Origin of the sequence: Enterobacter sp. 22452 (genome assembly GCF_052045065.1) — a bacterium.
GTDB classification, from domain to species: Bacteria; Pseudomonadota; Gammaproteobacteria; order Enterobacterales; family Enterobacteriaceae; genus Enterobacter; species Enterobacter mori.
Window position 1 is genome coordinate 68,547 of record NZ_JBQEOB010000006.1, and the last position, 21,670, is coordinate 90,216.

At 58.2% G+C, this 21,670-nt stretch carries 23 protein-coding genes; 15 read left to right on the plus strand and 8 right to left on the minus strand.

What is annotated here, in order from left to right:
• Positions 1–21: 21 nt before the first annotated feature.
• The gene (dsdA, locus tag ACTJJA_RS17550; protein WP_440668804.1) at positions 22–1,308 is read right to left on the minus strand and encodes a D-serine ammonia-lyase; all 1,287 of its coding nucleotides are present in this window, start codon (positions 1,306–1,308) and stop codon (positions 22–24) included.
• 17 nt (positions 1,309–1,325) lie between these two features.
• Positions 1,326–2,663 (minus strand): D-serine transporter DsdX, encoded by a 1,338-nt coding sequence (dsdX, locus tag ACTJJA_RS17555; protein WP_440668805.1) that lies wholly within the window; start codon positions 2,661–2,663, stop codon positions 1,326–1,328.
• A 204-nt stretch (positions 2,664–2,867) separates the two neighbouring features.
• On the opposite strand from dsdX, the gene dsdC reads away from it, so the two are divergent.
• Both dsdC and ACTJJA_RS17565 read left to right on the plus strand, forming a co-directional pair.
• Positions 2,868–3,794: a DNA-binding transcriptional regulator DsdC gene (dsdC, locus tag ACTJJA_RS17560; protein WP_421511284.1), complete on the plus strand. Its 927-nt coding sequence runs from the start codon at positions 2,868–2,870 to the stop codon at positions 3,792–3,794.
• An 84-nt stretch (positions 3,795–3,878) separates the two neighbouring features.
• The gene (locus tag ACTJJA_RS17565) at positions 3,879–4,967 is read left to right on the plus strand and encodes a glycoside hydrolase family 5 protein (protein WP_440668806.1); all 1,089 of its coding nucleotides are present in this window, start codon (positions 3,879–3,881) and stop codon (positions 4,965–4,967) included.
• Here the strand turns inward: ACTJJA_RS17565 and emrD are convergent.
• The 5 genes from emrD to ACTJJA_RS17590 all read right to left on the minus strand — a co-directional run bounded on the left by emrD (position 4,870) and on the right by ACTJJA_RS17590 (position 8,180).
• Complete coding sequence (gene emrD / locus ACTJJA_RS17570) at positions 4,870–6,054, minus strand: multidrug efflux MFS transporter EmrD (protein WP_440668807.1); 1,185 nt, start codon at positions 6,052–6,054, stop codon at positions 4,870–4,872. The genes ACTJJA_RS17565 and emrD overlap by 98 nt on opposite strands.
• 175 nt (positions 6,055–6,229) lie before the next feature.
• Entirely contained in the window at positions 6,230–7,063 is an 834-nt protein-coding gene (locus ACTJJA_RS17575) for an EamA family transporter (protein WP_440668808.1), read from the minus strand.
• Positions 7,064–7,125: 62 nt separating this feature from the next.
• Complete coding sequence (locus tag ACTJJA_RS17580; RefSeq protein WP_134348268.1) at positions 7,126–7,572, minus strand: GNAT family N-acetyltransferase; 447 nt, start codon at positions 7,570–7,572, stop codon at positions 7,126–7,128.
• A 64-nt stretch (positions 7,573–7,636) separates the two neighbouring features.
• Positions 7,637–7,726 (minus strand): type I toxin-antitoxin system toxin TisB, encoded by a 90-nt coding sequence (gene tisB, locus ACTJJA_RS17585; protein ID WP_023309830.1) that lies wholly within the window; start codon positions 7,724–7,726, stop codon positions 7,637–7,639.
• 103 nt (positions 7,727–7,829) lie between these two features.
• Entirely contained in the window at positions 7,830–8,180 is a 351-nt protein-coding gene (locus ACTJJA_RS17590) for a hypothetical protein (protein WP_440668809.1), read from the minus strand.
• 271 nt (positions 8,181–8,451) lie between these two features.
• Between ACTJJA_RS17590 and ACTJJA_RS17595 the strand changes: the two genes are divergently transcribed.
• The 10 genes from ACTJJA_RS17595 (at position 8,452) to ACTJJA_RS17640 (ending at position 18,312) form a co-directional block, all read left to right on the plus strand.
• Positions 8,452–9,165: a hypothetical protein gene (locus tag ACTJJA_RS17595; RefSeq protein ID WP_440668810.1), complete on the plus strand. Its 714-nt coding sequence runs from the start codon at positions 8,452–8,454 to the stop codon at positions 9,163–9,165.
• A gap of 196 nt (positions 9,166–9,361) precedes the next feature.
• Complete coding sequence (locus ACTJJA_RS17600; RefSeq protein WP_440668811.1) at positions 9,362–9,841, plus strand: Hcp family type VI secretion system effector; 480 nt, start codon at positions 9,362–9,364, stop codon at positions 9,839–9,841.
• A gap of 107 nt (positions 9,842–9,948) precedes the next feature.
• The gene (gene ivbL, locus ACTJJA_RS17605; RefSeq protein WP_057979964.1) at positions 9,949–10,047 is read left to right on the plus strand and encodes an ilvB operon leader peptide IvbL; all 99 of its coding nucleotides are present in this window, start codon (positions 9,949–9,951) and stop codon (positions 10,045–10,047) included.
• A gap of 106 nt (positions 10,048–10,153) precedes the next feature.
• Positions 10,154–11,842, plus strand: coding sequence for an acetolactate synthase large subunit (gene ilvB, locus ACTJJA_RS17610; RefSeq protein ID WP_440668812.1), 1,689 nt, complete (start codon positions 10,154–10,156; stop codon positions 11,840–11,842).
• Positions 11,843–11,845: 3 nt separating this feature from the next.
• Positions 11,846–12,133, plus strand: coding sequence for an acetolactate synthase small subunit (gene ilvN / locus ACTJJA_RS17615; RefSeq protein WP_010426528.1), 288 nt, complete (start codon positions 11,846–11,848; stop codon positions 12,131–12,133).
• Between the two features lie 82 nt (positions 12,134–12,215).
• A complete protein-coding gene (uhpA, locus tag ACTJJA_RS17620; RefSeq protein ID WP_119936437.1) occupies positions 12,216–12,809 on the plus strand; it encodes a transcriptional regulator UhpA in 594 nt (197 codons plus the stop codon).
• On the plus strand, positions 12,806–14,311 hold the full coding sequence (uhpB, locus tag ACTJJA_RS17625) for a signal transduction histidine-protein kinase/phosphatase UhpB (protein WP_440668813.1): 1,506 nt from the start codon (positions 12,806–12,808) through the stop codon (positions 14,309–14,311). The genes uhpA and uhpB overlap by 4 nt, the downstream gene beginning before the upstream one ends.
• Positions 14,304–15,614 (plus strand): MFS transporter, encoded by a 1,311-nt coding sequence (locus tag ACTJJA_RS17630; RefSeq protein WP_440668814.1) that lies wholly within the window; start codon positions 14,304–14,306, stop codon positions 15,612–15,614. The genes uhpB and ACTJJA_RS17630 overlap by 8 nt, the downstream gene beginning before the upstream one ends.
• A 132-nt stretch (positions 15,615–15,746) precedes the next feature.
• Positions 15,747–17,144: a hexose-6-phosphate:phosphate antiporter gene (gene uhpT, locus ACTJJA_RS17635; RefSeq protein WP_440668815.1), complete on the plus strand. Its 1,398-nt coding sequence runs from the start codon at positions 15,747–15,749 to the stop codon at positions 17,142–17,144.
• 163 nt (positions 17,145–17,307) lie between these two features.
• Positions 17,308–18,312 (plus strand): alpha/beta fold hydrolase, encoded by a 1,005-nt coding sequence (locus ACTJJA_RS17640; protein ID WP_440668816.1) that lies wholly within the window; start codon positions 17,308–17,310, stop codon positions 18,310–18,312.
• On the opposite strand, the gene ACTJJA_RS17645 is transcribed toward ACTJJA_RS17640, so the two are convergent.
• Positions 18,300–19,202 carry a LysR family transcriptional regulator gene (locus ACTJJA_RS17645; protein WP_440668817.1) on the minus strand — a complete coding sequence of 301 codons (903 nt, stop codon included), beginning with the start codon at positions 19,200–19,202 and terminating at the stop codon, positions 18,300–18,302. The genes ACTJJA_RS17640 and ACTJJA_RS17645 overlap by 13 nt on opposite strands.
• Positions 19,203–19,301: 99 nt before the next feature.
• Between ACTJJA_RS17645 and ACTJJA_RS17650 the strand changes: the two genes are divergently transcribed.
• From ACTJJA_RS17650 to nepI, 3 genes are all read left to right on the plus strand, one after another.
• Complete coding sequence (locus ACTJJA_RS17650; protein WP_440668818.1) at positions 19,302–19,754, plus strand: DUF1198 domain-containing protein; 453 nt, start codon at positions 19,302–19,304, stop codon at positions 19,752–19,754.
• A 98-nt stretch (positions 19,755–19,852) separates the two neighbouring features.
• Complete coding sequence (locus ACTJJA_RS17655) at positions 19,853–20,380, plus strand: SRPBCC domain-containing protein (RefSeq protein ID WP_440668819.1); 528 nt, start codon at positions 19,853–19,855, stop codon at positions 20,378–20,380.
• A 65-nt stretch (positions 20,381–20,445) separates the two neighbouring features.
• Entirely contained in the window at positions 20,446–21,636 is a 1,191-nt protein-coding gene (nepI, locus tag ACTJJA_RS17660) for a purine ribonucleoside efflux pump NepI (RefSeq protein WP_440668820.1), read from the plus strand.
• The last annotated feature ends 34 nt before the right edge of the window (positions 21,637–21,670 follow it).

Below are 21,670 nucleotides of genomic sequence, written 5' to 3' on the forward strand. Positions count from 1 at the left end.
CGCAGCCGCCACCCGGCATAATTACTTCCCTTTCGCCAGATACTTCGCCATCTCGTCTTCCGGCACCATGCCGCCGCCGGTCGCCCACACCAGGTGAGTGACGCTGGCATCCGAATGCACGCGCAGCGGGCCGGCCATGCCTGCCAGCGCGGACGGCTCCAGGCGAATCCCTTCCTCCTGCGCAAGCCAGCCCAGCATGTCGTACATGCTCTGATCGGAGAGGGTGTAGAACCCGTCAAGCAGGCGCTCCATCGCACGGCCCACGAAGCCCGACGCGCGTCCTACTGCCAGCCCATCCGCTGCCGTGACGTTATCAATGCCCAGATCCTGCACGGCAATCTCATCGTGCAGGCCGGTGTAGACGCCCAGCAGCATGCACGGAGAGTGCGTAGGCTCCGCAAAGAAGCAGTGCACGTTATCCCCAAAGGCCAGCTTCAGGCCAAACGCCACGCCGCCCGGGCCGCCGCCGACGCCGCATGGCAGATAGACATACAGCGGATGCTCCGCATCCACCACCCGGCCCTGCTCGGCAAACTGCGCCTTCAGCCGCTCTCCTGCCACCGCGTAGCCCAGGAACAGGGTGCGCGAGTTTTCATCGTCGATAAAGAAGCAGTTCGGATCGCTTTCCGCCGCTTTGCGTCCCTGCTCTACCGCCACGCCGTAATCCTGCTCATATTCCACGACGATGACGCCGTGGCTGCGCAGTTTGGCTTTCTTCCACTCGCGGGCGTCGGCGGACATATGTACCGTCACCTTAAAGCCGATGCGTGCGCTCATAATGCCGATGGACATCCCCAGGTTGCCGGTTGAGCCCACCGCGATGCTGTACTGGCTGAAGAAGTCCTTAAAGCGCGGTTCCAGCAGAATGCTGTAGTCGTCTTCGGTACTCAGCAATCCGGCTTCCAGCGCCAGTTTCTCCGCGTGGGTCAGCACCTCATAGATGCCGCCGCGCGCTTTAATAGAGCCGGAGATTGGCAGATGGCTGTCTTTTTTCAGCAGCAGGGTGCCGGGAATGCGTGTAGACAATTCCTGCTCCAGCCGCTTTTGCATCGCCGGAATGGCGACCAGGTCGGATTCGATAATTCCGTCCGTTGCCGCCGTTTCCGGGAAGGCTTTCGCCAGATACGGCGCGAAGCGGTTGAGCCGCGCGTGCGCGTCGTCCACGTCGTCTTTGGTCAGCCCGACGTACGGCAACCCTTCCGCCAGCGTCGTGGTGCGCGGGTTGAGCCAGGAGGTTTCTTTCAGGGCAATCAGATCCTCAACCAGAGGAAACTGTGCGGTTAACGTGGTGATAGTTGCGTTTTCCATAATACGTCTCTTCGCGCTCAGATAATGAAGGAAAGCAGGAATGTGCCGCCAAGTGCAAGCACCGAGGCGATAAAGGTCGCCGTCGTATAGTATTTGAAGGTCTCATTCAGGGTCGCGCCGCAGTATTGCTTCACCAGCCAGAAGAGGGAATCGGTGACGATCGTGCAGCCAATGGCGCCGGAACCGATGGCAATGGTGATGATCTCCGGGCTGACGTTCGGATAGAGCGGCAGCATCGGCGCGACGATCGCCGTCGCCCCCATCATCGCCACCGTCGCGGAGCCGACGGCGGCATGCAGCACCAGCGCCACCAGCCAGGCGAGCAGGATAGGATGCATGTGCAGGTTCGAGAGAATATGCGCCAGCGAGTCCGCCAGTCCGCTGGTTTTCAGGATGGCGTTGAACGCGCCGCCCGCGCCGATAATCAGCAAAATGTTGGCGATAGAGCCGAAGCCGTGCTCGGTGTGCGTCAGCATCGTGCCCATGCCCATATGCTGGCGGATCCCCAGCAGGTAGTAGGCGACAAACACGGCGATAAACATGGCGGTGATCGGGTTGCCGATAAACTCCAGCAGCGTATACAGCGTGCCTTCTTTTGCCATGTTCAGCTCGGCGATGGTTTTCACCAGCATCAGGGCAATCGGCAGCAGCACCGTGAACAGCGTCGCGCCCAGCGACGGCAGAGTGTGCTCTTCACGCACCTTCAGGTCTGAAAATTCCGCCGGAACCGGTTTAAACGGCAGACGGTTGCCGAGCAGTTTCAGGAACAGCGGGCCGCCGACCAGCGAGGCCATCAGGCCTACCATCAGACCGTAGACAATGACCGTTCCCACGTCCGCACCTAATTTATTGGTCACAAACAGCGCCGCCGGATGCGGCGGCACCACGCAGTGCACCGCCATCAGCGCGGTACAGAGCGGAATGGCCAGCTTGAGCAGCGACGTGTGGGTCTTTTTGGCGATGGAAAACGCCAGCGGGATCAGCAGTACTACGCCCACTTCCACGAACAGGGTGATACCGCAGATAAGGCCCACCAGTACCATAATCACGTCTGCTGACAGCCAGCGGCAGCGCTGCAGTGCGATCCCGATGCGCTCGGCCGCGCCGGAAACTTCCATCATTTTGCCGAGAATGGTGCCCAGACCAATCACCGCCGCCAGGAAGCCCAGCGTGCCGCCAATTCCGCTCTCGATGGCATTCACCATATCCAGCGGGCTCATCCCCATCATCGCGCCGACGAAAAAGCTCGCCAGCAGCAGCGCGAGGAACGGGTGAAACTTCAGTTTTACGATGGTTAAAACAATCAACACGATGCTGACCAGCAGCGTTGCCACAACCCAGATCTGAGATCCCATATCTCACCTCACCCTTATGTCATCTGGGGGTATTGGACGAAAAAACGGCGTAGGCTGACAAACGATATAAATTGGCGTTCAGGTGAGCCAGATTGGATCAACTGAGTGACTGCGCTCTAAAAAGTGCACTTATTTTGTTGTTGGTTCACATTAATTCACCCTTGAGCGGTATGCTGAGCGCAGAAACCACGCGCGAGAATTGTGATGACCGATGCAAATGAAGCCAGAAACCGGCTGTTAAACGGCTGGCAGCTGTCGAAAATGTACACCTTTGAAGTGGCCGCCCGGCATGAGTCCTTCGCCCTGGCGGCGGAGGAGCTGTCGCTCAGCCCCAGCGCGGTGAGCCACCGCATCAACCTGCTGGAAGAGGAGCTGGGCATTCAGCTGTTTGTCCGCTCGCACCGGAAAGTCGAGCTGACGCAGGAAGGCAAGCGCGTTTACTGGACGCTAAAATCGTCCCTCGACACCCTGAATCAGGAGATCCTGGATATTAAAAACCAGGCGCTCTCCGGTACGCTGACGGTGTACTCCCGGCCATCGATTGCTCAGTGCTGGCTGGTGCCCATGCTGGGGGATTTCACCCGCCGCTACCCGTCGATTTCACTCACCATCCTGACCGGCAATGATTACGTTAATATGCAGCGAACGGGCGTCGATCTGGCGCTCTATTTCGATGATTCGCCACCAAACCACCTCTCTCATCACTTCCTGATGGACGAGGAGATTTTGCCCGTCTGCTCGCCGCAGTATGCCCGCGAGCATGAACTGCTGAAAAACCCTGATAACCTCAGCCACTGCACGCTGCTGCACGACCGTCAGGCCTGGAGCAATGATTCCGGTACGGATGAGTGGCTGAGCTGGGCGCAGCACTTTGCGGTGAATATGCCGCCATCGTCGGGTATTGGTTTCGATCGTTCCGACTTGGCGATTATTGCGGCCATCAACCACGTAGGCGTCGCGATGGGCAGAAAGCGGCTGGTGCAGAAACGGCTCGAACGGGGCGAGCTTATCGCCCCGTTTGGCGAAAAGACCCTCAAGTGTCATCAACACTACTATATCTCGACGCTTTCTGGCCGTCAGTGGCCGAAAATAGATGCCTTTATCGGCTGGCTGAGAGAGCTGGCAGGTTGACGAATTATTACGCTTTCGCGCTACACCAAATGTGAAAAAGCGTGCTAAATACAGGTAATGCTTTCGATTTATCCAGGGTAAACCGTGTTAAAGCCTCTTATTGCCACTGCGTTGCTGATCTCTTCCTGCTGGGCGATTGCCGCTGAGCCGCCGCTGACGGCTGCCCATTATGCGCAGCAGCTGGGCGTCGGGATGGATGTGGATTGGGCACGCACCGAGCGCGGCATACGCGAATTCGACCCGCTGGTGGTACGGGATTTTCGTGCAAAAGGCATTACCCACGTGCGCATCCGCGTGGCCGATGAGCCGACGGAAGCGCGGCTGATCCACCTGCGCAAGCTGGTAGAAGCCTGCGAGCAGTATGGCGTGATCCCGATCGTCGCTTATCAGGCTGATGAATATAAAAACGACCCAAAAGCCGATAACGAGCAAGAGACGATCAACTGGTGGATTGCCGTGGCGCACTATTTCGGTCAGAGCTACCCGCTGCTGGGTTTTGATCTCATTTATGAGCCCGCCGACAAGCTTAACCACAACCTCGCGTCGCTAAACCGCGTGTATGAAAAAACCATTAAAGCGATCCACGACATTGACCCGCAGCGCATGATCTTTATTGCGCCACGCCTGCGCGCCGCGCCGGAGGATTTATCCAGCCTGAAGCTGCCTGCGCACAGTCAAAACTACCTGCTGGCGGAGTGGCATATTTTCCCGTGGGGGCCGCTGAAAAATAGCGGTAAATACCCGTGGACGTCCGGCACGGCGGCGGAGAAAGCGGCTATCCATAATCGCATCAATACCGCGCTGCGCTGGCAGCAAAAAACCGGGCACGTCAGCTGGGTCGGGGGCTGGGGCGTGGGGGAGTCAAACCACCTCACGCCAACCGCTTCGCAGCTGGCCTTCGCCACCTTTATGGCCTGCGAGCTGCAAAAGGCGAAAATTCCGTATGCGTTGAACGCGGACTTCCAGTTTTATGACGGGGAAGAGGGCGCCTGGCGGCCTGCGCCAGAGCCGTTACTACAGGCGATGATTGCGCCCGTCTGTGAAAAGCCCGGCGAGAAGCCGGGCCATCATGCGGTTAAACCGGCTGTTCGTGATGCGGGACACGCGACGCCAGCGGCAGCCAGCACAGTAAAATCAGCAGCCCCATCAGCGTCATCAGCAGGCCTAAACTAGCCTGCCCGGTCTGCGGCATCATCGCGGAAAGCCAGGCCAGCGCGCCGGAACCGATGTTCTGCAAACCGCCCACCAGCGCGCCCGCCGTACCTGCAAGGAACGGGAACGGCTCCATCGCGCCGCTGGTGGCGAGCGGGAACAGCATGCCCGCGCCGAAGAAGAACAGCGCCGCCGGGATGAGCAGTGTCCAGACCGTCATCACGCCAAACAGCCCCGGGATCCACATCATCAGACCTGCCAGCAGGCAGCTGATCACCGACTGCCACATCAGGGTTGAGAAGCGTTTGTTCGGGCGTCCGGCAAACCACGCGCCGAAGAACGCCGCCGGGATCGGCAGAATAAACAGAATACTCACGACCATGCTGCTCAGGCCCAGCCCCGCGCCCAGCAGCACGCCTGAGCAGGCTTCAAACACCGCGATACCCGCCAGGCCGCCGATCAGCATCAGCAGGTAGCAGGTGAACGACCCGTTACCGAACAGCGTTTTGTAGCTGGTGATGAGCTTCGTGCGCGGCGCGTCCTGCGGGCGCGTTTCCGGCATCCAGCGCGCCATGCTGAAGGTGACAATCACGCAGAGCACCAGCAGGAAGGCGTAGCAGGCGCGCCAGGACCACATCGTGTCCAGCAGGCCGCCAATCAGCGGGGCCAGCAGCGGGCTCACCAGAATGCCCATGTTCAACAGGCTGTTGGCATGACGGAGCTGGGTGCCCTGATACATATCGCGCGGTAAGGTTCGCGCCATCACCCCGCCGACGCCGGTTCCGACACCCTGCAGGGCGCTGGCGGCAATTAATACGGTCAGGCTGTGGGTGCTTATGGCAATTACCGTCGCCACCATGAAAATGCTCATGCCCACCAGGATCACCGGACGACGCCCGACGCGGTCGGACAGCGGGCCGTAGAAGAGTTGCGAAACGCCATAGGTCAGCAGGTACGCTGCCATCACGCTCTGCACTGCGCCCTCGCGGACGTTAAGTTCCTTTGCCATGTCGGCAATCGCCGGAATGTAGATGGTTTGCGCCATCTGACCGACGGCCACCAGTAACACCAGCATCAACAATAAGTTAACGTTCCTTTGTTTTTTCATGTCGCTGAATACTTTTGCCAAAAGAGAAAAATGAAGAATAAGTGACTACGCATTACCATAAATGCGCGAGGAATCTACCACAGTGAGATGACAATTTAAGCATTGTCGTGGTGAATGAAAAAACCGGGATAGGCAGGATTTGTAAACAAGAACGGCAACTAATGTTGCCAGTGATTTACGCCAGGCGCAGCAGAATGGCGCCGCCTGCAATTCCCAGCGCTGCGGCGATGCGCAGACCGGCAACCTTCTCTTTTAAAAGGACAAACGCGATCAGTGCCCCAAAGAGAATGGAGGTTTCACGCAGCGCCGCAACCACTGCCAGCGGGGCCTGGGTCATCGCCCAGAGCGCCAGCCCGTATGAACCCATGGTACCAACGCCGCCGAGCAACCCCTTTTTCCAGTGCAGGCGCAGGTAGCCGGACGCCTCACGCCGACGCGCCACCATTGCCCAGCTCAGCAGGCAGAAGCCGTTCATAAAGAAGGTCCACAGCGTATAGCCCAGCGCGGTGTCCGATAACCGCACGCCCGTGCCGTCCACCAGCGTGTAGCCTGCAATAAAACAGGCGTTCAGCAGTGCCAGCCAGATCCCTTTGCGTGACTGCATGCGGCCATGCATCGCCATAATGAGAATCGACAGGCAGATCACGCCAATGCCGGACCAGGCGAGCCAGGAGAGACGATCGCCGAGCGCCAGCACGCTGATCAGGGCCACCAGCAGCGGCGCGGTGCCGCGCATCAGCGGATAGGTCTGGCTCATATCGGAGACCTGATAGGTCTTCGCCACCAGCACCGTGTACACCACCTGTAAGGCACAGGAGACAATCAAAAACGGCCAGCTTGCGGCAGACGGCTGTGGGGAAAACGGCAGTAAGACCAGAGCGATAACCGTGGCGGAGCCGCTGACGCTTATTGCGGAATAGAGCTTGTCCGTCCCGGCCTTAACGATGGCGTTCCAGCTGGCATGCAGCAGCGCGGCGAAGAGTAAAATGCAGAAAACGGTGATGGTCATGGCGTGTCGGGTGGTGAGTTGTCACTTAACTGTAACATTCGCAATCCGATGCCGCCAACCGCTCAAATTGCGCAAAACAGACGGTGCGTCACCCGCGGTTCGTCAGACACCAGCGTAAAACCCGCCTGACGATAGAAACCGTACGCGGCGTCCGGCGCATGGGTATTGAGGAAATCAAACCAGATACTGGCATCGGCCATCACCACGGTCAAAAGTTGTTTGCCAATGCCCAACCCGCGGCACTTCTCGCTGACGTAGAGATGGCGAATACGTCCGGCGCGCGGCTGCTGGCTGAACGGATCGCGGTTAAGACCGCACACGCCGACCAGCTTGCCGTTAAGAAACGCACCCAGCAGTTTTTCACCCGGCGCGTTAAAGCGGTTCTCACCGCGCTGCCAGTTCTCTTCTAGTCTGCGCAGCATGTTGAAATTCAATGCGATACTTTCAGCCTTCAGGGCGATGTACCCCGGCTCTTCTGGCGTGACAGGCTCAATTAACAGACGCGACATAGCATTCCCTCGTTATTAAAGAGGGGCGGTTGCCCGCCCCTCTCAGGTGCGACTTGAACCTGAATTACCGAAGGAATTTCAGGACAGCATCAAGCAGTTGCAGTACTGCAACAATGAGTTTGAGGATAAGTATCACCATATCCACTACGCTCATACGCGTCTCCTTTTGGTTAAAAGGAGCACGATGCTGGCGTACCTTTCCGCCGCCTGTTGCCAGCACCTGGATTGACGTAACACAGTGTGCTCACTTCAGGGGGTTAAGGCACTGACGGCACCACCCGTTTCAGCCAGGACTTCGTTGCGCCGGTAGAACTGCGGCCCCCTCGCTCACTGCGAACACCCTCAGTATAGATAAATACTGTATGCATGAACAGTATTTTATGGACAAAATTTGGAAGGCGATCCATACTCAAAAACGTCAAAATCCGTGCCGGAATTGCGCGTTCGTCTTCGATCGCGTATACTTTTTGCGTTGACGTAACACAGTGTGTTCTGCGGCGACCAACCGCAAAACCCTGATAAAAACCTCGCTCCGGCGGGGTTTTTTGTTTTTTGGGCGACTCATCAAAAATGCCTGTTGACTTATTGGCAATGGTCGCGACTGACATGCGATTTACTGTAAATATATATTTTATAAATCCAGATCATATATTATATATGTATTGATGATAATTATAAGTTAACACACACTAATTGTGTGGATTAATATGATCGCTAATGTCCTGTCGGAAGTTAAATTGTCTCGCATATAATCGATATAAATATAAGCTAGCTAACTTATTTCTCACGTAAATATTTATGTGAGTTAATCTTGCTTGTTTGAAATCCAGGTTTTTTCAATGTATATTTTTGTGGCCAAAAATATCGTATGGATACATTATGCAAGCATCTGAATATTTAAAGATGAAGTTCCAGAGTGACAGGCAGTTAGCTCTTTATGGACAGCAAGGCGTTGCAGGGACATGGAAAGCATTAAAGGGGATCGGTTCTGATATTTACTCAGGAATGGAGCGAGTAAGTTGGTACTCTTCATGCTTAATCCCCAACTATCACGATGTGTGTGATGAGCTTCTCTCAGAAGAAAAGAGAATGTACCTCTCAATTCTCTCTCTTTATCGTTATCGCGATGTAATAGCACACATGCTATTCCTTTATTTTGAGAGTGTTATTACCGATTCTGAAAATGGAAATGAACAAAATCGCGTTCGTAAGATGGATTCAAAAGTAACGGGGCTTGTTAACAACATACCGACAAGTAAGGCCGCGCGTTTGGCGATAGCATGGGGGCTGGCCAAATTCCTTTCCGAATCTGGCATACTCTCTGAAATCGTGGTCGAACGGCTTGCACGCCGCGTACCTAACGTTGTCATGGCGCTTCAACTGATTGGAACGGAACAGAAGTGCGCTCTTGCTGCTCGTCGCCTGAAAACATTGGACCCTAAGTATTACGCCACCCTCTATGCCGCACAACTGGAGATGCTTTACTACTTTTTGGAGCCTTTCCTGTCTGAACTCATTAAGAAGGTGCAAATGGGGTTCTATAAGGATTTCGATGCAATTTATAACGACTTAAAGGGTAAAGAGCATGTTTAAGAGCTTGCTTTCAATTCTATTCTCGGATGTTTTATTCCCCTTTTATATTTTTGCGTGCGCCTCTTTGTTCCTGTGGTTGGTGCCTGACCACTGGGTATTACTAACATTCATTTCTATCATTGTGTTTATTATTCTTCATCCGATAATTTTTGGCCGATTTGATAAGTACGATTAAATAGTATAAAAAGGATTTCTTATGTCAAACCCAGCTTATTTGTTTCTGACCGATGAAAATGGTTCTCCTATGGTTGGTCCTTGCCTTGTGTCAGGGCGTGAAGGTGCAGTTGAACTCAAATCGTTTACTCATAATGTCAACATCCCAGTCGACGGGAATACCGGGAAATTAACGGGCACGCGTATACACATGCCCATCATGTTCCAGAAAGAATTTGATCGTGTAACCCCACTTTTTTTTCGCGCACTGAGTACGGGAAGAACGCTCCAGTCAGCCACCATTAAGATGTATCAGATTAATGAGGCGGGTTTAGAACAGGAATATTTTAATATCCTCCTGGAGAATGTGAAAATAACCTCAATCACACCAGACCTGTATCCCGGCGCAAACACCGGAACACACCTTGAAACGGTTCTCATACGCTACGAGAAAATCACCTGGAAGCATTGCGATGGGAATGTCATCTATAGTGACTCCTGGAATGAGCGAGCAACGTACTGAAACGTGATCCCTGACGCATTTTTGCGCAGATGAAAATATTTCCATTGTCATGCCCGAAAACCTGTGTTTGTATAAATTCAATCAATGATTCCAAACACAGGTCCCCAATGACTTCATCCATCTTCACTTCGACCCTACTAAAAACTGCGCAACCAGCCGCAGTGGTCGTTGTGCGTGTGGTGGTGGTCGTCGGCAATGCGCCGTAGGGACTGGATCAACACACGAATCCAAAACCCCGCCGGCGCAAACCGGGCGGGGTTTTTCGTTTAAGAGCCTCCCCGGAAAGTCGGCCCAGAAGAAAAGGACTGGAGCATGGCAATTTCGGGCACAACATCCACGAAGACGCGTTTCACCGGCGCGCAGCTGATCGTTCATTTGCTGGAACGACAGGGCATCACTACCGTTGCGGGTATCCCGGGCGGCACGGTGCTGCCGCTGTACGATGCGTTGAGCCAAAGCACGCAGATCCGCCACGTGCTGGCGCGTCACGAGCAGGGGGCCGGCTTTATCGCTCAGGGCATGGCGCGTACGCAGGGCAAACCGGCGGTCTGCATGGCCTGCAGCGGCCCGGGCGCAACCAACCTGGTGACCGCCATCGCCGACGCGCGCCTCGACTCCATTCCGCTGATCTGCATTACCGGCCAGGTACCGTCCTCGATGATCGGGACCGATGCGTTCCAGGAAGTGGATACCTACGGCATCTCTATCCCCATCACCAAACATAACTATTTAGTTCGCGATATCAGCGAGCTGCCTCAGGTTATCAGCGATGCGTTCCGCATTGCGCAGTCTGGCCGTCCGGGCCCGGTGTGGATAGACATTCCTAAGGATGTCCAGACCTCAGAGATCGAGATCGACGTACTGCCCGAGCCGGGCGAGCGTGCCCCCGCGCCGGAATTCAGCGCTGAGAGCGTGCGCGATGCCGCCGCCATGATTAACGCCGCCAAACGCCCGGTGCTCTATCTGGGCGGCGGAGCGATTAACGCCGCGGATGAAATCCGTCAGTTCGCTGAAAAAGCCAACCTGCCGACCACCATGACCCTGATGGCGCTGGGCATGCTGCCAAAAGCGCACCCGCTCTCTCTCGGCATGCTGGGCATGCACGGCGCGCGTAGCACCAACTACATCCTGCAAGAAGCGGATTTGCTGATCGTTATGGGCGCACGTTTTGATGACCGGGCGATCGGCAAAACCGAGCAGTTCTGCCCGAATGCCAAAATCATTCACGTGGATATCGACCGCGCCGAGCTGGGTAAAATTAAGCAGCCGCACGTGGCGATTCAGGGGGACGTGGCGGAAGTGCTGGCGCAGCTGATCCCGCAGACGGACGCAGCCGACCGCGCCGACTGGCGTAAGCTGGTGGCCGATCTGCAGCGCGAGTTCCCGGGCGCCATTCCAACCGAAGGCGACCCGCTGAGCCACTACGGGCTGATCAACGCCGTGGCCGCCTGCGTGGACGACAGCGCGATTATCACCACCGACGTGGGCCAGCACCAGATGTGGACCGCTCAGGCCTACCCGCTGAACCGTCCGCGCCAGTGGCTCACCTCCGGCGGTCTGGGCACTATGGGCTTTGGCCTGCCTGCGGCAGTCGGTGCGGCGCTCGCCAATCCGGACCGCAAGGTCATCTGCTTCTCCGGCGACGGCAGCCTGATGATGAACATTCAGGAAATGGCGACCGCGGCCGAAAACCAGTTAGACGTGAAAATTATCCTGATGAACAACGAGGCGCTGGGGCTGGTGCACCAGCAGCAGAGCCTGTTCTACAAGCAGGGCGTGTTTGCGGCGACCTATCCGGGGATGATTAACTTTATGCAGATTGCCGCCGGCTTTGGCCTGCATACCTGCGATCTGAACGCCGAAGAGGATGCCCACGCGGCGCTGCAGGCGGCGATTTCTCGCCCCGGCCCGGCGCTGATCCACGTGCGTATCGACCCTGAACAAAAAGTGTATCCGATGGTGCCGCCGGGAGCGGCAAATACTGAGATGGTGGGAGAATAAACCATGCAGAAACAACATGATAACGTCATTCTGGAACTCACCGTCCGCAACCACCCTGGCGTCATGACGCACGTTTGTGGGCTGTTTGCCCGCCGTGCGTTTAACGTGGAAGGCATTCTTTGTCTGCCGATTCAGGGCAGCGAGCACAGCCGCATCTGGCTACTGGTCAATGACGATCAGCGTCTGGAGCAGATGATGGCGCAGATCGACAAGCTGGAAGATGTCACCAAAGTGGCACGCAATCAGTCCGATCCCACCATGTTTAACAAAATTGCGGTGTTTTTCGAGTAAATCGCTTAAGGTAAGCGCCTTTCGCTCTTGTAGGCCGGATAAGCGCAGCGCTATCCGGCATTTTCAGACCGCAGGAACACACATGACCACCATCGCTCTTATCGACGACCACCTTATCGTCCGCTCCGGCTTTGCCCAGCTTCTGAACCTCGAACCGGATTTTCAGGTCGTGGCCGAGTTTGGCTCCGGTCGCGAGGCGCTGGCGGGCCTGCCGGGGCGCGGGGTGCAGGTCTGTATCTGCGACATCTCGATGCCGGATCTTTCCGGGCTGGAGCTGCTAAGCCAGCTGCCGAAAGGAATGTCGACGATTATGCTGTCAGTCCACGACAGCCCGGCGCTGGTCGAGCAGGCGCTCAACGCGGGCGCGCGCGGCTTCCTCTCTAAACGCTGTAGCCCCGACGAACTGATCGCCGCGGTGCGTACGGTCTCCACCGGCGGCTGCTATTTAACGCCGGATATCGCCATCAAGCTGGCGGCCGGACGTCAGGATCCGCTCACCAGACGCGAGCGTCAGGTTGCGGAAAAACTCGCGCAGGGAATGTCGGTAAAAGAGATTGCCGCCGAGCTGGATCTGTCCCCGAAAACCGTGCACGTTCACCGCGCCAACCTGATGGAAAAACTTAACGTCAGCAACGACGTCGAGCTGGCGCGCCGCATGTTCGACAGCTGGCAATGAGTCCCGCTTTTTCACGGCTGATCGCCGTCGTCGCCAGCTTTTTTATCTTCTCCGCCGCCTGGTTCTGCCTGTGGAGCATCAGTCTGCACCTGGTGGAACGCCCGGAGCTGGCTGTGCTGCTGTTTCCCTTCGGCCTGCGTCTGGGCTTAATGCTCCAGTGCCCGCGCGGCTACTGGCCCGTTTTGCTGGGTGCTGAATGGCTGATGCTGGTCTGGCTGGCGCAGGAAGTCGCCCTCGCGCATCTGCCCTTATTGATGACCGGAAGCCTGCTTACGCTTCTCCCGGTTGCGCTGATTTCCCGCTACCGTCACCAGCGTGACTGGCGCACGCTGCTGCGTCAGGGTGCGGCGCTGATTGCCGCCGCGCTGCTGCAGTCGCTTCCGTGGGTCGGCGAGAAGGAGATGCTCAACGCCCTGCTGCTGGCCCTGACCGGCGGCCTGACGCTGGCACCGACCTGCCTGGTTTTCTGGCACTACCTCACCAGCACCGTCTGGCAGCCGCTCGGCCCGGCGCTGGTTACTCAACCGGTGAACTGGCGCGCCCGGCACCTCATCTGGTATCTGCTGCTGTTTGTGGTGAGCCTCTGGCTACAGCTTGGCCTGCCCGCTGAACTTTCGCGCTTTACCCCATTTTGCCTGGCGCTGCCGATCATCGCACTGGCCTGGCACTACGGCTGGCAGGGGGCGCTGATCGCCACGCTGATGAACGCCATCGCGCTGATTGCCAGCCAGACCTGGCACGACCATCCGGTAGACCTGCTGCTTTCCCTGCTGGCCCAGAGCCTGACCGGGCTGCTGCTCGGCGCGGGCATACAGCGCCTGCGCGAGCTGAACCAGTCTCTGCAGACCGAACTGGCGCGCAACCGTCGTCTGGCGGAGCGTCTGCTGGAGACGGAAGAGAGTGTGCGGCAGGAGGTCGCCCGCGAGCTGCACGACGATATCGGCCAGACCATCACCGCCATTCGCACCCAGGCGGGTATTGTCCAGCGCCTGGCGGCAGAAAACGCGGGCGTGAAGCAGGGTGGGGCGCATATCGAACAGCTCTCGCTTGGCGTCTATGACTCCGTTCGTCGCCTGTTAGGACGGCTGCGCCCGCGCCAGCTTGACGATCTTTCCCTGGAGCAGGCGGTGCGTTCCCTGATGCGCGAGATGGAGCTGGAAAGCCGCGGGATCGTCAGCCATCTCGACTGGCGCATCAATGAAGCTACCCTGAGCGAAGGTCAGCGCGTGACGCTGTTCCGCGTCTGTCAGGAGGGGCTGAACAATATCGTCAAACACGCCAGTGCCAGCGCGGTCACGATCCAGGGCTGGCAGCAGGACGAACGCCTGATGCTGGTGATTGAAGACGACGGCTGCGGCCTGCCGCCGGGCTCCGGCCAACAGGGCTTTGGCCTTGCGGGCATGCGCGAGCGCGTGAAGGCGCTCGGCGGCACGCTGAATATCTCCTGCACCCACGGGACGCGCGTTAGCGTCAGCCTGCCGTTACGGAGCCACCATGTTTAAAACCCCTGCCAGCGCCGCGCCGATTGGCGACAAAGCGGAAATCGACGCCCGCTACCGCTACTGGCGTCGCCATATCCTGATTACCATCTGGCTCGGCTATGCGCTGTTCTACTTCACCCGTAAAAGCTTCAACGCCGCCGCACCGGAAATCCTCGCCAGCGGCGTGATGACGCGCACCGATATTGGCCTGCTGGCGACGCTGTTTTACATCACCTACGGCCTGTCGAAGTTCTTCTCCGGCATCGTCAGCGACCGCTCCAACGCCCGCTACTTCATGGGCGTCGGGCTGATCGCCACCGGCGTGGTGAATATCCTGTTTGGTTTTTCCACGTCGCTCTGGGCCTTTGCTCTGCTGTGGGCGCTGAACGCCTTTTTCCAGGGCTGGGGCGCGCCGGTCTGCGCCCGCCTGCTCACGGCGTGGTACTCGCGCAACGAGCGCGGCGGCTGGTGGGCCGTCTGGAACACCGCGCATAACGTCGGCGGGGCGCTGATCCCGATGGTCGTGGGAGCCGCAGCGCTGCACTACGGCTGGCGCGCGGGCATGATGATTGCCGGTGGCCTCGCGATTGTCGCCGGGCTGTTCCTATGCTGGCGCCTGCGCGACAGGCCGCAAACCGTCGGCCTGCCGGCGGTGGGCGACTGGCGGCACGACGAGATGGAGATTGCCCAGCAGCAGGAGGGCGCGGGGCTGACCCGCAGGGAGATCCTCACTAAGTACGTGCTGAAAAATCCCTACATCTGGCTGCTCTCGCTCTGCTACGTGCTGGTCTACGTGGTGCGCGCGGCGATCAACGACTGGGGCAACCTGTACATGTCCGAGACGCTGGGCGTGGACCTGGTGACCGCCAACTCGGCGGTGACGATGTTCGAGCTGGGCGGGTTTATCGGCGCGCTGGTGGCGGGCTGGGGATCGGACAAGCTGTTCAACGGTAACCGCGGGCCGATGAACCTGATTTTCGCCGCCGGGATTTTGCTCTCCGTCGGCTCGCTGTGGCTGATGCCGTTTGCCAGCTACGTGATGCAGGCGGCGTGCTTCTTCACCATCGGCTTCTTCGTCTTCGGGCCGCAGATGCTGATCGGCATGGCGGCGGCGGAGTGTTCCCACAAAGAGGCGGCTGGCGCGGCAACGGGCTTTGTCGGGCTGTTTGCCTACCTTGGCGCATCGCTCTCCGGCTGGCCGCTGGCGCGGGTGATCGACATCTGGCACTGGAGCGGTTTCTTTGCGGTGATCGCCATCGCAGCGGGGATTTCCGCCCTGCTGCTGCTGCCGTTTTTGCACGCCCAGTCACCGCGCGAAGCGTGACGCGCCTCACCTTTTCGCCCCGAGTGGCGCAAAACTAAGAAATTTTCCCGGTTTTACCTGGACGCTGTCTCAGGCATCTCTCCCGGCTGATTTTTACAATGCTGCAAAAATCAGCTCAGGAGTAACTCAGTTATGCTGGCCTTCTTAAATCAGGTGCGCAAGCCGACCCTGGATCTGCCGCTCGACGTGCGGCGCAAGATGTGGTTCAAACCGTTCATGCAGTCCTATCTGGTGGTCTTCATCGGCTACCTGACCATGTACCTGATCCGCAAAAACTTTAACATCGCGCAGAACGACATGATCTCAACCTACGGGCTGAGCATGACGCAGCTGGGGATGATTGGCCTGGGCTTCTCCATCACCTACGGCGTGGGGAAAACGCTGGTTTCCTACTATGCGGACGGCAAAAACACCAAGCAGTTCCTGCCGTTTATGCTGATCCTCTCCGCCATCTGTATGCTCGGCTTCAGCGCCAGCATGGGCGCGGGTTCCGTCAGCCTGTTCATGATGATCGCCTTCTACGCCCTGAGCGGTTTCTTCCAGAGCACCGGCGGGTCATGCAGCTACTCCACCATCACCAAATGGACCCCGCGCCGCAAGCGTGGTTCGTACCTCGGCATGTGGAACATTTCCCACAACCTCGGCGGTGCCGGTGCGGCTGGCGTGGCGCTCTTTGGCGCGAACTACCTGTTCGACGGCCACGTGATCGGCATGTTTATCTTCCCGTCAATTATCGCCCTGATTGTCGGCTTTATCGGTCTGCGCTTCGGCAGCGACTCCCCGGAATCTTACGGCCTCGGCAAAGCTGAAGAGCTGTTCGGTGAGGAGATCAGCGAAGAGGACAAAGAGACCGAAGAAAACGAGATGACCAAATGGCAGATCTTTGTTGAGTACGTGCTGAAAAACAAAGTGATCTGGCTGCTGTGCTTCTCAAACATTTTCCTCTACGTGGTGCGTATCGGTATCGACCAGTGGTCGACCGTGTATGCCTTCCAGGAGCTGAAGCTTTCGAAAGAAGTGGCGATTCAGGGCTTCACCCTGTTCGAAGTGGGGGCACTGGTCGGCACGCTGCTGTGGGGCTGGCTCTCTGACCTCGCCAACGGTCGTCGCGCGCTGGTGGCCTGCGTCGCGCTGGCGCTGATTATCGCCACCCTCGGCGTGTACCAGCATGCCAGCAACCAGTACGTTTATCTGGCGTCCCTGTTCGCGCTCGGTTTCCTGGTGTTTGGTCCGCAATTACTGATCGGCGTGGCGGCAGTGGGCTTCGTGCCGAAAAAAGCGATCGGCGCCGCCGATGGGATTAAGGGCACCTTCGCCTACCTGATCGGCGACAGCTTCGCCAAGCTGGGTCTGGGGATGATCGCCGACGGTACGCCGATTTTCGGCCTCACCGGCTGGGCGGGCACCTTCGCGGCGCTGGATGCGGCAGCGATCGGCTGTATCGTCCTGATGGCGATGGTCGCGGTGCTGGAAGAACGTAAAATTCGTCGTGAGAATCGCGCGCAGAAGCAGAAATTGAAAACAGCCTGAGTGTGCAGGTGACTTCTTTGCCCGGCTGACCGCCGGGCTTTTTTATTTCCCCTCACGCTTACTTTTACCCCGCTTTACACACCCGCTCCCCCGTATGCTCTACAGTGTTTTTTGCTGCCGCCTTTTGTGCAGCCTTAGCCCTTTTTGCTAACGGAGAGCTTGCATGTTGACCCGACGATTATCCTGCCTGGCGCTGCTGATGGCGCTGGCGTCCCCCGCGATGGCCGCTAATGCCCCTGGCTACGGCGAGAAGCTGGAAGGTTTCGACTATGGCTGGCCGGTAAAGCACTTTACCTTTACCTCGCAAAATCAGTCTCTGGATATGGCCTACCTGGACGTTAAGCCGGAAAACCCCAACGGCCGCACCGCGGTGCTGATGCACGGCAAAAACTTCTGCGCCGGGACGTGGGACGCCACGATCCGCGCGCTTTCGGCGAGCGGATATCGGGTGATAGCCCCTGACCAGATTGGCTTCTGCAAATCCACCAAGCCGGAGCGGTATCAGTACACCTTCCAGCAGCTGGCGGATAACACCCACGCGCTGCTCAAATCGCTCGGCGTCGATCGCGTGACGGTTATCGGCCACTCGACCGGCGGCATGCTGGCGACCCGCTACGCGCTGATGTGGCCGCAGCAGGTGGAGCAGCTGGTGATGGTCAATCCGATAGGCCTGGAAGACTGGAAAGCGCGCGGCGTGCCGCATATTACGGTTGACCAGTGGTACCAGCGCGAGCTAAAAGTCAGCGCGGATGGCATTCGTCAGTACGAGAAAAACACCTACTACGCCGGGGAGTGGAAGCCGGAATACGAGCGTTGGGTGACTATGCTCGCCGGGCTTAACAACGGGCCGGGTAAGACGCGCGTGGCCTGGAACTCGGCGCTGCTCTACGACATGATTTACACCCAGCCGGTTATCTATGAATTTAGTGAGTTAAAGATGCCGGTATTATTGATGATCGGTACGAAGGACAACACTGCCATCGGGAAAGACCTCGCCCCGCCGGAAATCCGCAAGACGCTGGGTAACTATGCGGTATTGGGGAAAGAGACGGCAAAACGTATTCCACACGCGACGCTGGTGGAATTTAGCGACATGGGCCACGCGCCGCAGATGCAGGATCCTGCACGCTTCCACGAGGCGCTGCTGAAAGGGCTTCAGGCGCGCTGACTCGTCTCCAGCAGCAACCCGCGCAGCCACGCCTGCGCGGGGTTGCGGTGCGTTCTGCCGTGCCAGGCCATGCTTTTGGTAAAGCCGGGCACGGGAACCGGTGTCTCGCAGACAAACATCCCCGTCTGGTTTTCCGCTATACGTGAAGGCACGACGGCAATCATATCGCTGAGAGCCAGCACGTCTGGCAGGACCAAAAAGTGGCTCACCGAGAGTCCCACGTGCCGCATTCGACCAATCTTCTCCAGCGCGCCATCCGTTACGCCGCGAAAACCATCTCCCTCGTAAGAGACCAGCACATGCTCCAGGGCGCAAAATCGGTCTATCGTCATTGGCTCTCCGGCGTTTGGATGATCGGCGCGCATCATGCAGACGTACCGTTCATCATAAAGCGCACGGCTGTGAAGCTCATCTGGCGTGGTGTGGGGAGTGATAAGCGCTACGTCAATAGCGCCCTGCTCAAGCTGGCTGACAAGGCTACCGGGGGTAACGGGCACCACGCGCACGCGTATGCCAGGCGCCTGTGTCTTAAGGGCGGCGATAAACGGCACCACCACCGCACGCAGAGCGTAGTCGGTCGCGGCAAGGGTGAAGGTGAGACTGGCGGTGAGTGGATCAAAAGCGACGGGCTGCAGCAGCACGTCGATATCCGCCAGAATACGTTTTACCGGCGCCGCGAGTGCTTCCGCGCGCGTTGTTGGCACTATTCCGTGCGGTGCGCGGATAAAGAGCGGGTCGTCGAAGTTATCCCGCAGGCGGTTGAGCATGCCGCTCACGGCGGGCTGGGTCAGCGCAAGACGCGCCGCCGCGCGGGTAACGCTGCGCTCGTCCAGCAGAGCATCCAGCGTTTTCAGCAGGTTAAGATCCAGCGTGCGCAGATCTGCTTTCATGACGATTTTCCACCTCTTTTCCGATCACTATTATGGCGCTGCCCGCTGTCGACGCGCTGCGTTTCCCGCTATGATGAGCGGCTAGTCTAAGGAGAACGCATGGTCTGGATAATGCTGGCAACGCTTGCCGTGGTGTTTGTGGTTGGATTTCGCGTTCTGACCTCGGACTCTCGCCGCGCCATCAAACGTTTAAGCGAGCGCCTGGGAGTCACCCCGATGCCGGTCGAGTCGATGATCGACCAGTTTGGTAAATTCTCCGGGAATGAATTTATCCGCTACCTTGAGCGCCCCGACGAGGCGCATCTGCAAAATGCCGCCCAGGTGCTGCTGATCTGGCAGGTTTGCATCGTCGACGGAAGCGAAGAGAATCTGCATACCTGGCACCGCCTGCTGCGTAAAGCCCGCCTGGCTGCGCCGATCACCGATGCGCAAATCCGCCTCGCGCTCGGCTTCATGCGCGAGATAGAGCCCGATCCGCAGGAGCTTAACGCCTTCCAGCTGCGCTATAACCAGCTTTTCCTTCCGGAAGAGGGCGTGTTTTATCTGCACTGATATCACGAAACGTGATGAAGAGTATAAAGTATCGTCATTAGATTTATACCTCTCGCAGGCGCACCCTCTCCTCATCCACTAACACGATGAGGTGAACCATGAAACAATCCGCCATTATCTGGCCGAACGACTACCTGCCAGGCACCACCGATAACTTTGCATCCAACGAAATTATCGTCGCCGGGCTGAGCGCAAAAGAGATTTGGGCGCAGCTTAACGACATTACCCTGTGGCCGAACTACTACAGCAACGCTGAGGACATCCGTTTCCATGACGGCAGCGGTCCGGAACTGAGTGCCAACGCCCGCTTCCGCTTCACGACCTTTGGCTTTCCGGTTGAGGCGCAGGTCACGGAGTATGTTCCGCCCGCTGACGGAGAAGCCGCGCGTATCGCGTGGCACGGCTGGGTGGAGGGCGATGCCAGCTCGCGTCTGGATGTGATCCACGCCTGGCTGTTTGAAGACTTGCCGGGAAACCGCGTCCGTATTCTTACCCAGGAGTCGCAGAAAGGCATCCCTGCGCAGGAACTTGCTCGTACCGTGCCGAATCCGATGATTAACGGGCACCAGGAGTGGATCGTCGGGCTGGCGAATGCGGCGATGCAAGAAAAGTTGTCAAATCGTTAAATCCGTCACACTTTTGATGATAAACTGCGCGACTTTTCCGCACGTTTTTATCTTCAGGTGACGCCATGACAGAACATATCCAGCCCACGACCAGACCGCAGACCAAAGAGGTTTCTCGCCCCAACTGGTCGGCGGTTTTCTCCGTGGCGTTCTGCGTCGCCTGCCTGATTACCGTTGAGTTTCTGCCGGTGAGCCTGCTGACGCCGATGGCGCAGGATCTGGGCATTTCCGAAGGCGTGGCGGGGCAGTCCGTTACCGTCACCGCCTTCGTGGCGATGTTCGCCAGCCTGTTTATTACGCAGGTGATTGGCGCAATTGACCGCCGCAAAGTGGTCATTCTTTTCAGCGTGCTGCTGACGCTCTCCTGCCTGCTGGTCTCCTTTGCTGAAAGCTTCACCCTGCTGCTGCTCGGTCGCGCCTGTCTTGGTCTGGGGCTCGGCGGCTTCTGGGCGATGTCGGCCTCGCTCACCATGCGCCTGGTGCCCGCGCGCACGGTGCCGAAAGCCCTGTCCGTTATCTTTGGCGCGGTCTCCATCGCGCTGGTGATCGCCGCGCCGCTCGGCAGCTTCCTCGGCGGGATTATTGGCTGGCGTAACGTTTTTAATGCGGCGGCGGTGATGGGTGTGCTGTGCATTATCTGGGTATGGAAAGCGCTGCCGTCGCTGCCGGGAGAAGCGGCGCACCACAAGCAGAACATGTTCGCGCTGCTGAAACGCCCCGGCGTGATGGCGGGGATGACCGCCATCTTTATGGCCTTTGCCGGGCAGTTTGCCTTCTTCACCTACATCCGCCCGGTGTTTATGACCATGGCGGGCTTTGACGTGGACGGCCTGACGCTGGTGTTGCTGAGCTTCGGTATCGCCAGCTTTGTCGGCACCTCGCTGTCGTCGCAGTTCCTGAAACGCTCCCTGAAAGTGGCGCTGGCGGGTGCGCCGCTGGTGCTGGCGCTGAGCGCGGCGGTGCTGGTGCTGTGGGGCAGCGATAAGTGGGTGGCGTCTGCGATTGCGATTATCTGGGGCTTTGCCTTTGCGCTGGTGCCGGTCGGCTGGTCGACGTGGATCACCCGCACGCTGGCCGATCAGGCGGAAAAGGCCGGGTCGATTCAGGTGGCGGTGATCCAGCTGGCGAATACCTGCGGCGCGGCAGTGGGCGGCGTTGCGCTTGACCATCTGGGGCTGACGTCACCGCTGGTGATCTCCGGAACGCTGATGCTGCTGACGGCGCTGCTGGTGGCAGGGAAGGTGAAGGCGAAGTAGTAAATTCCCTCCTCACCCTAACCCTCTCCCCGCA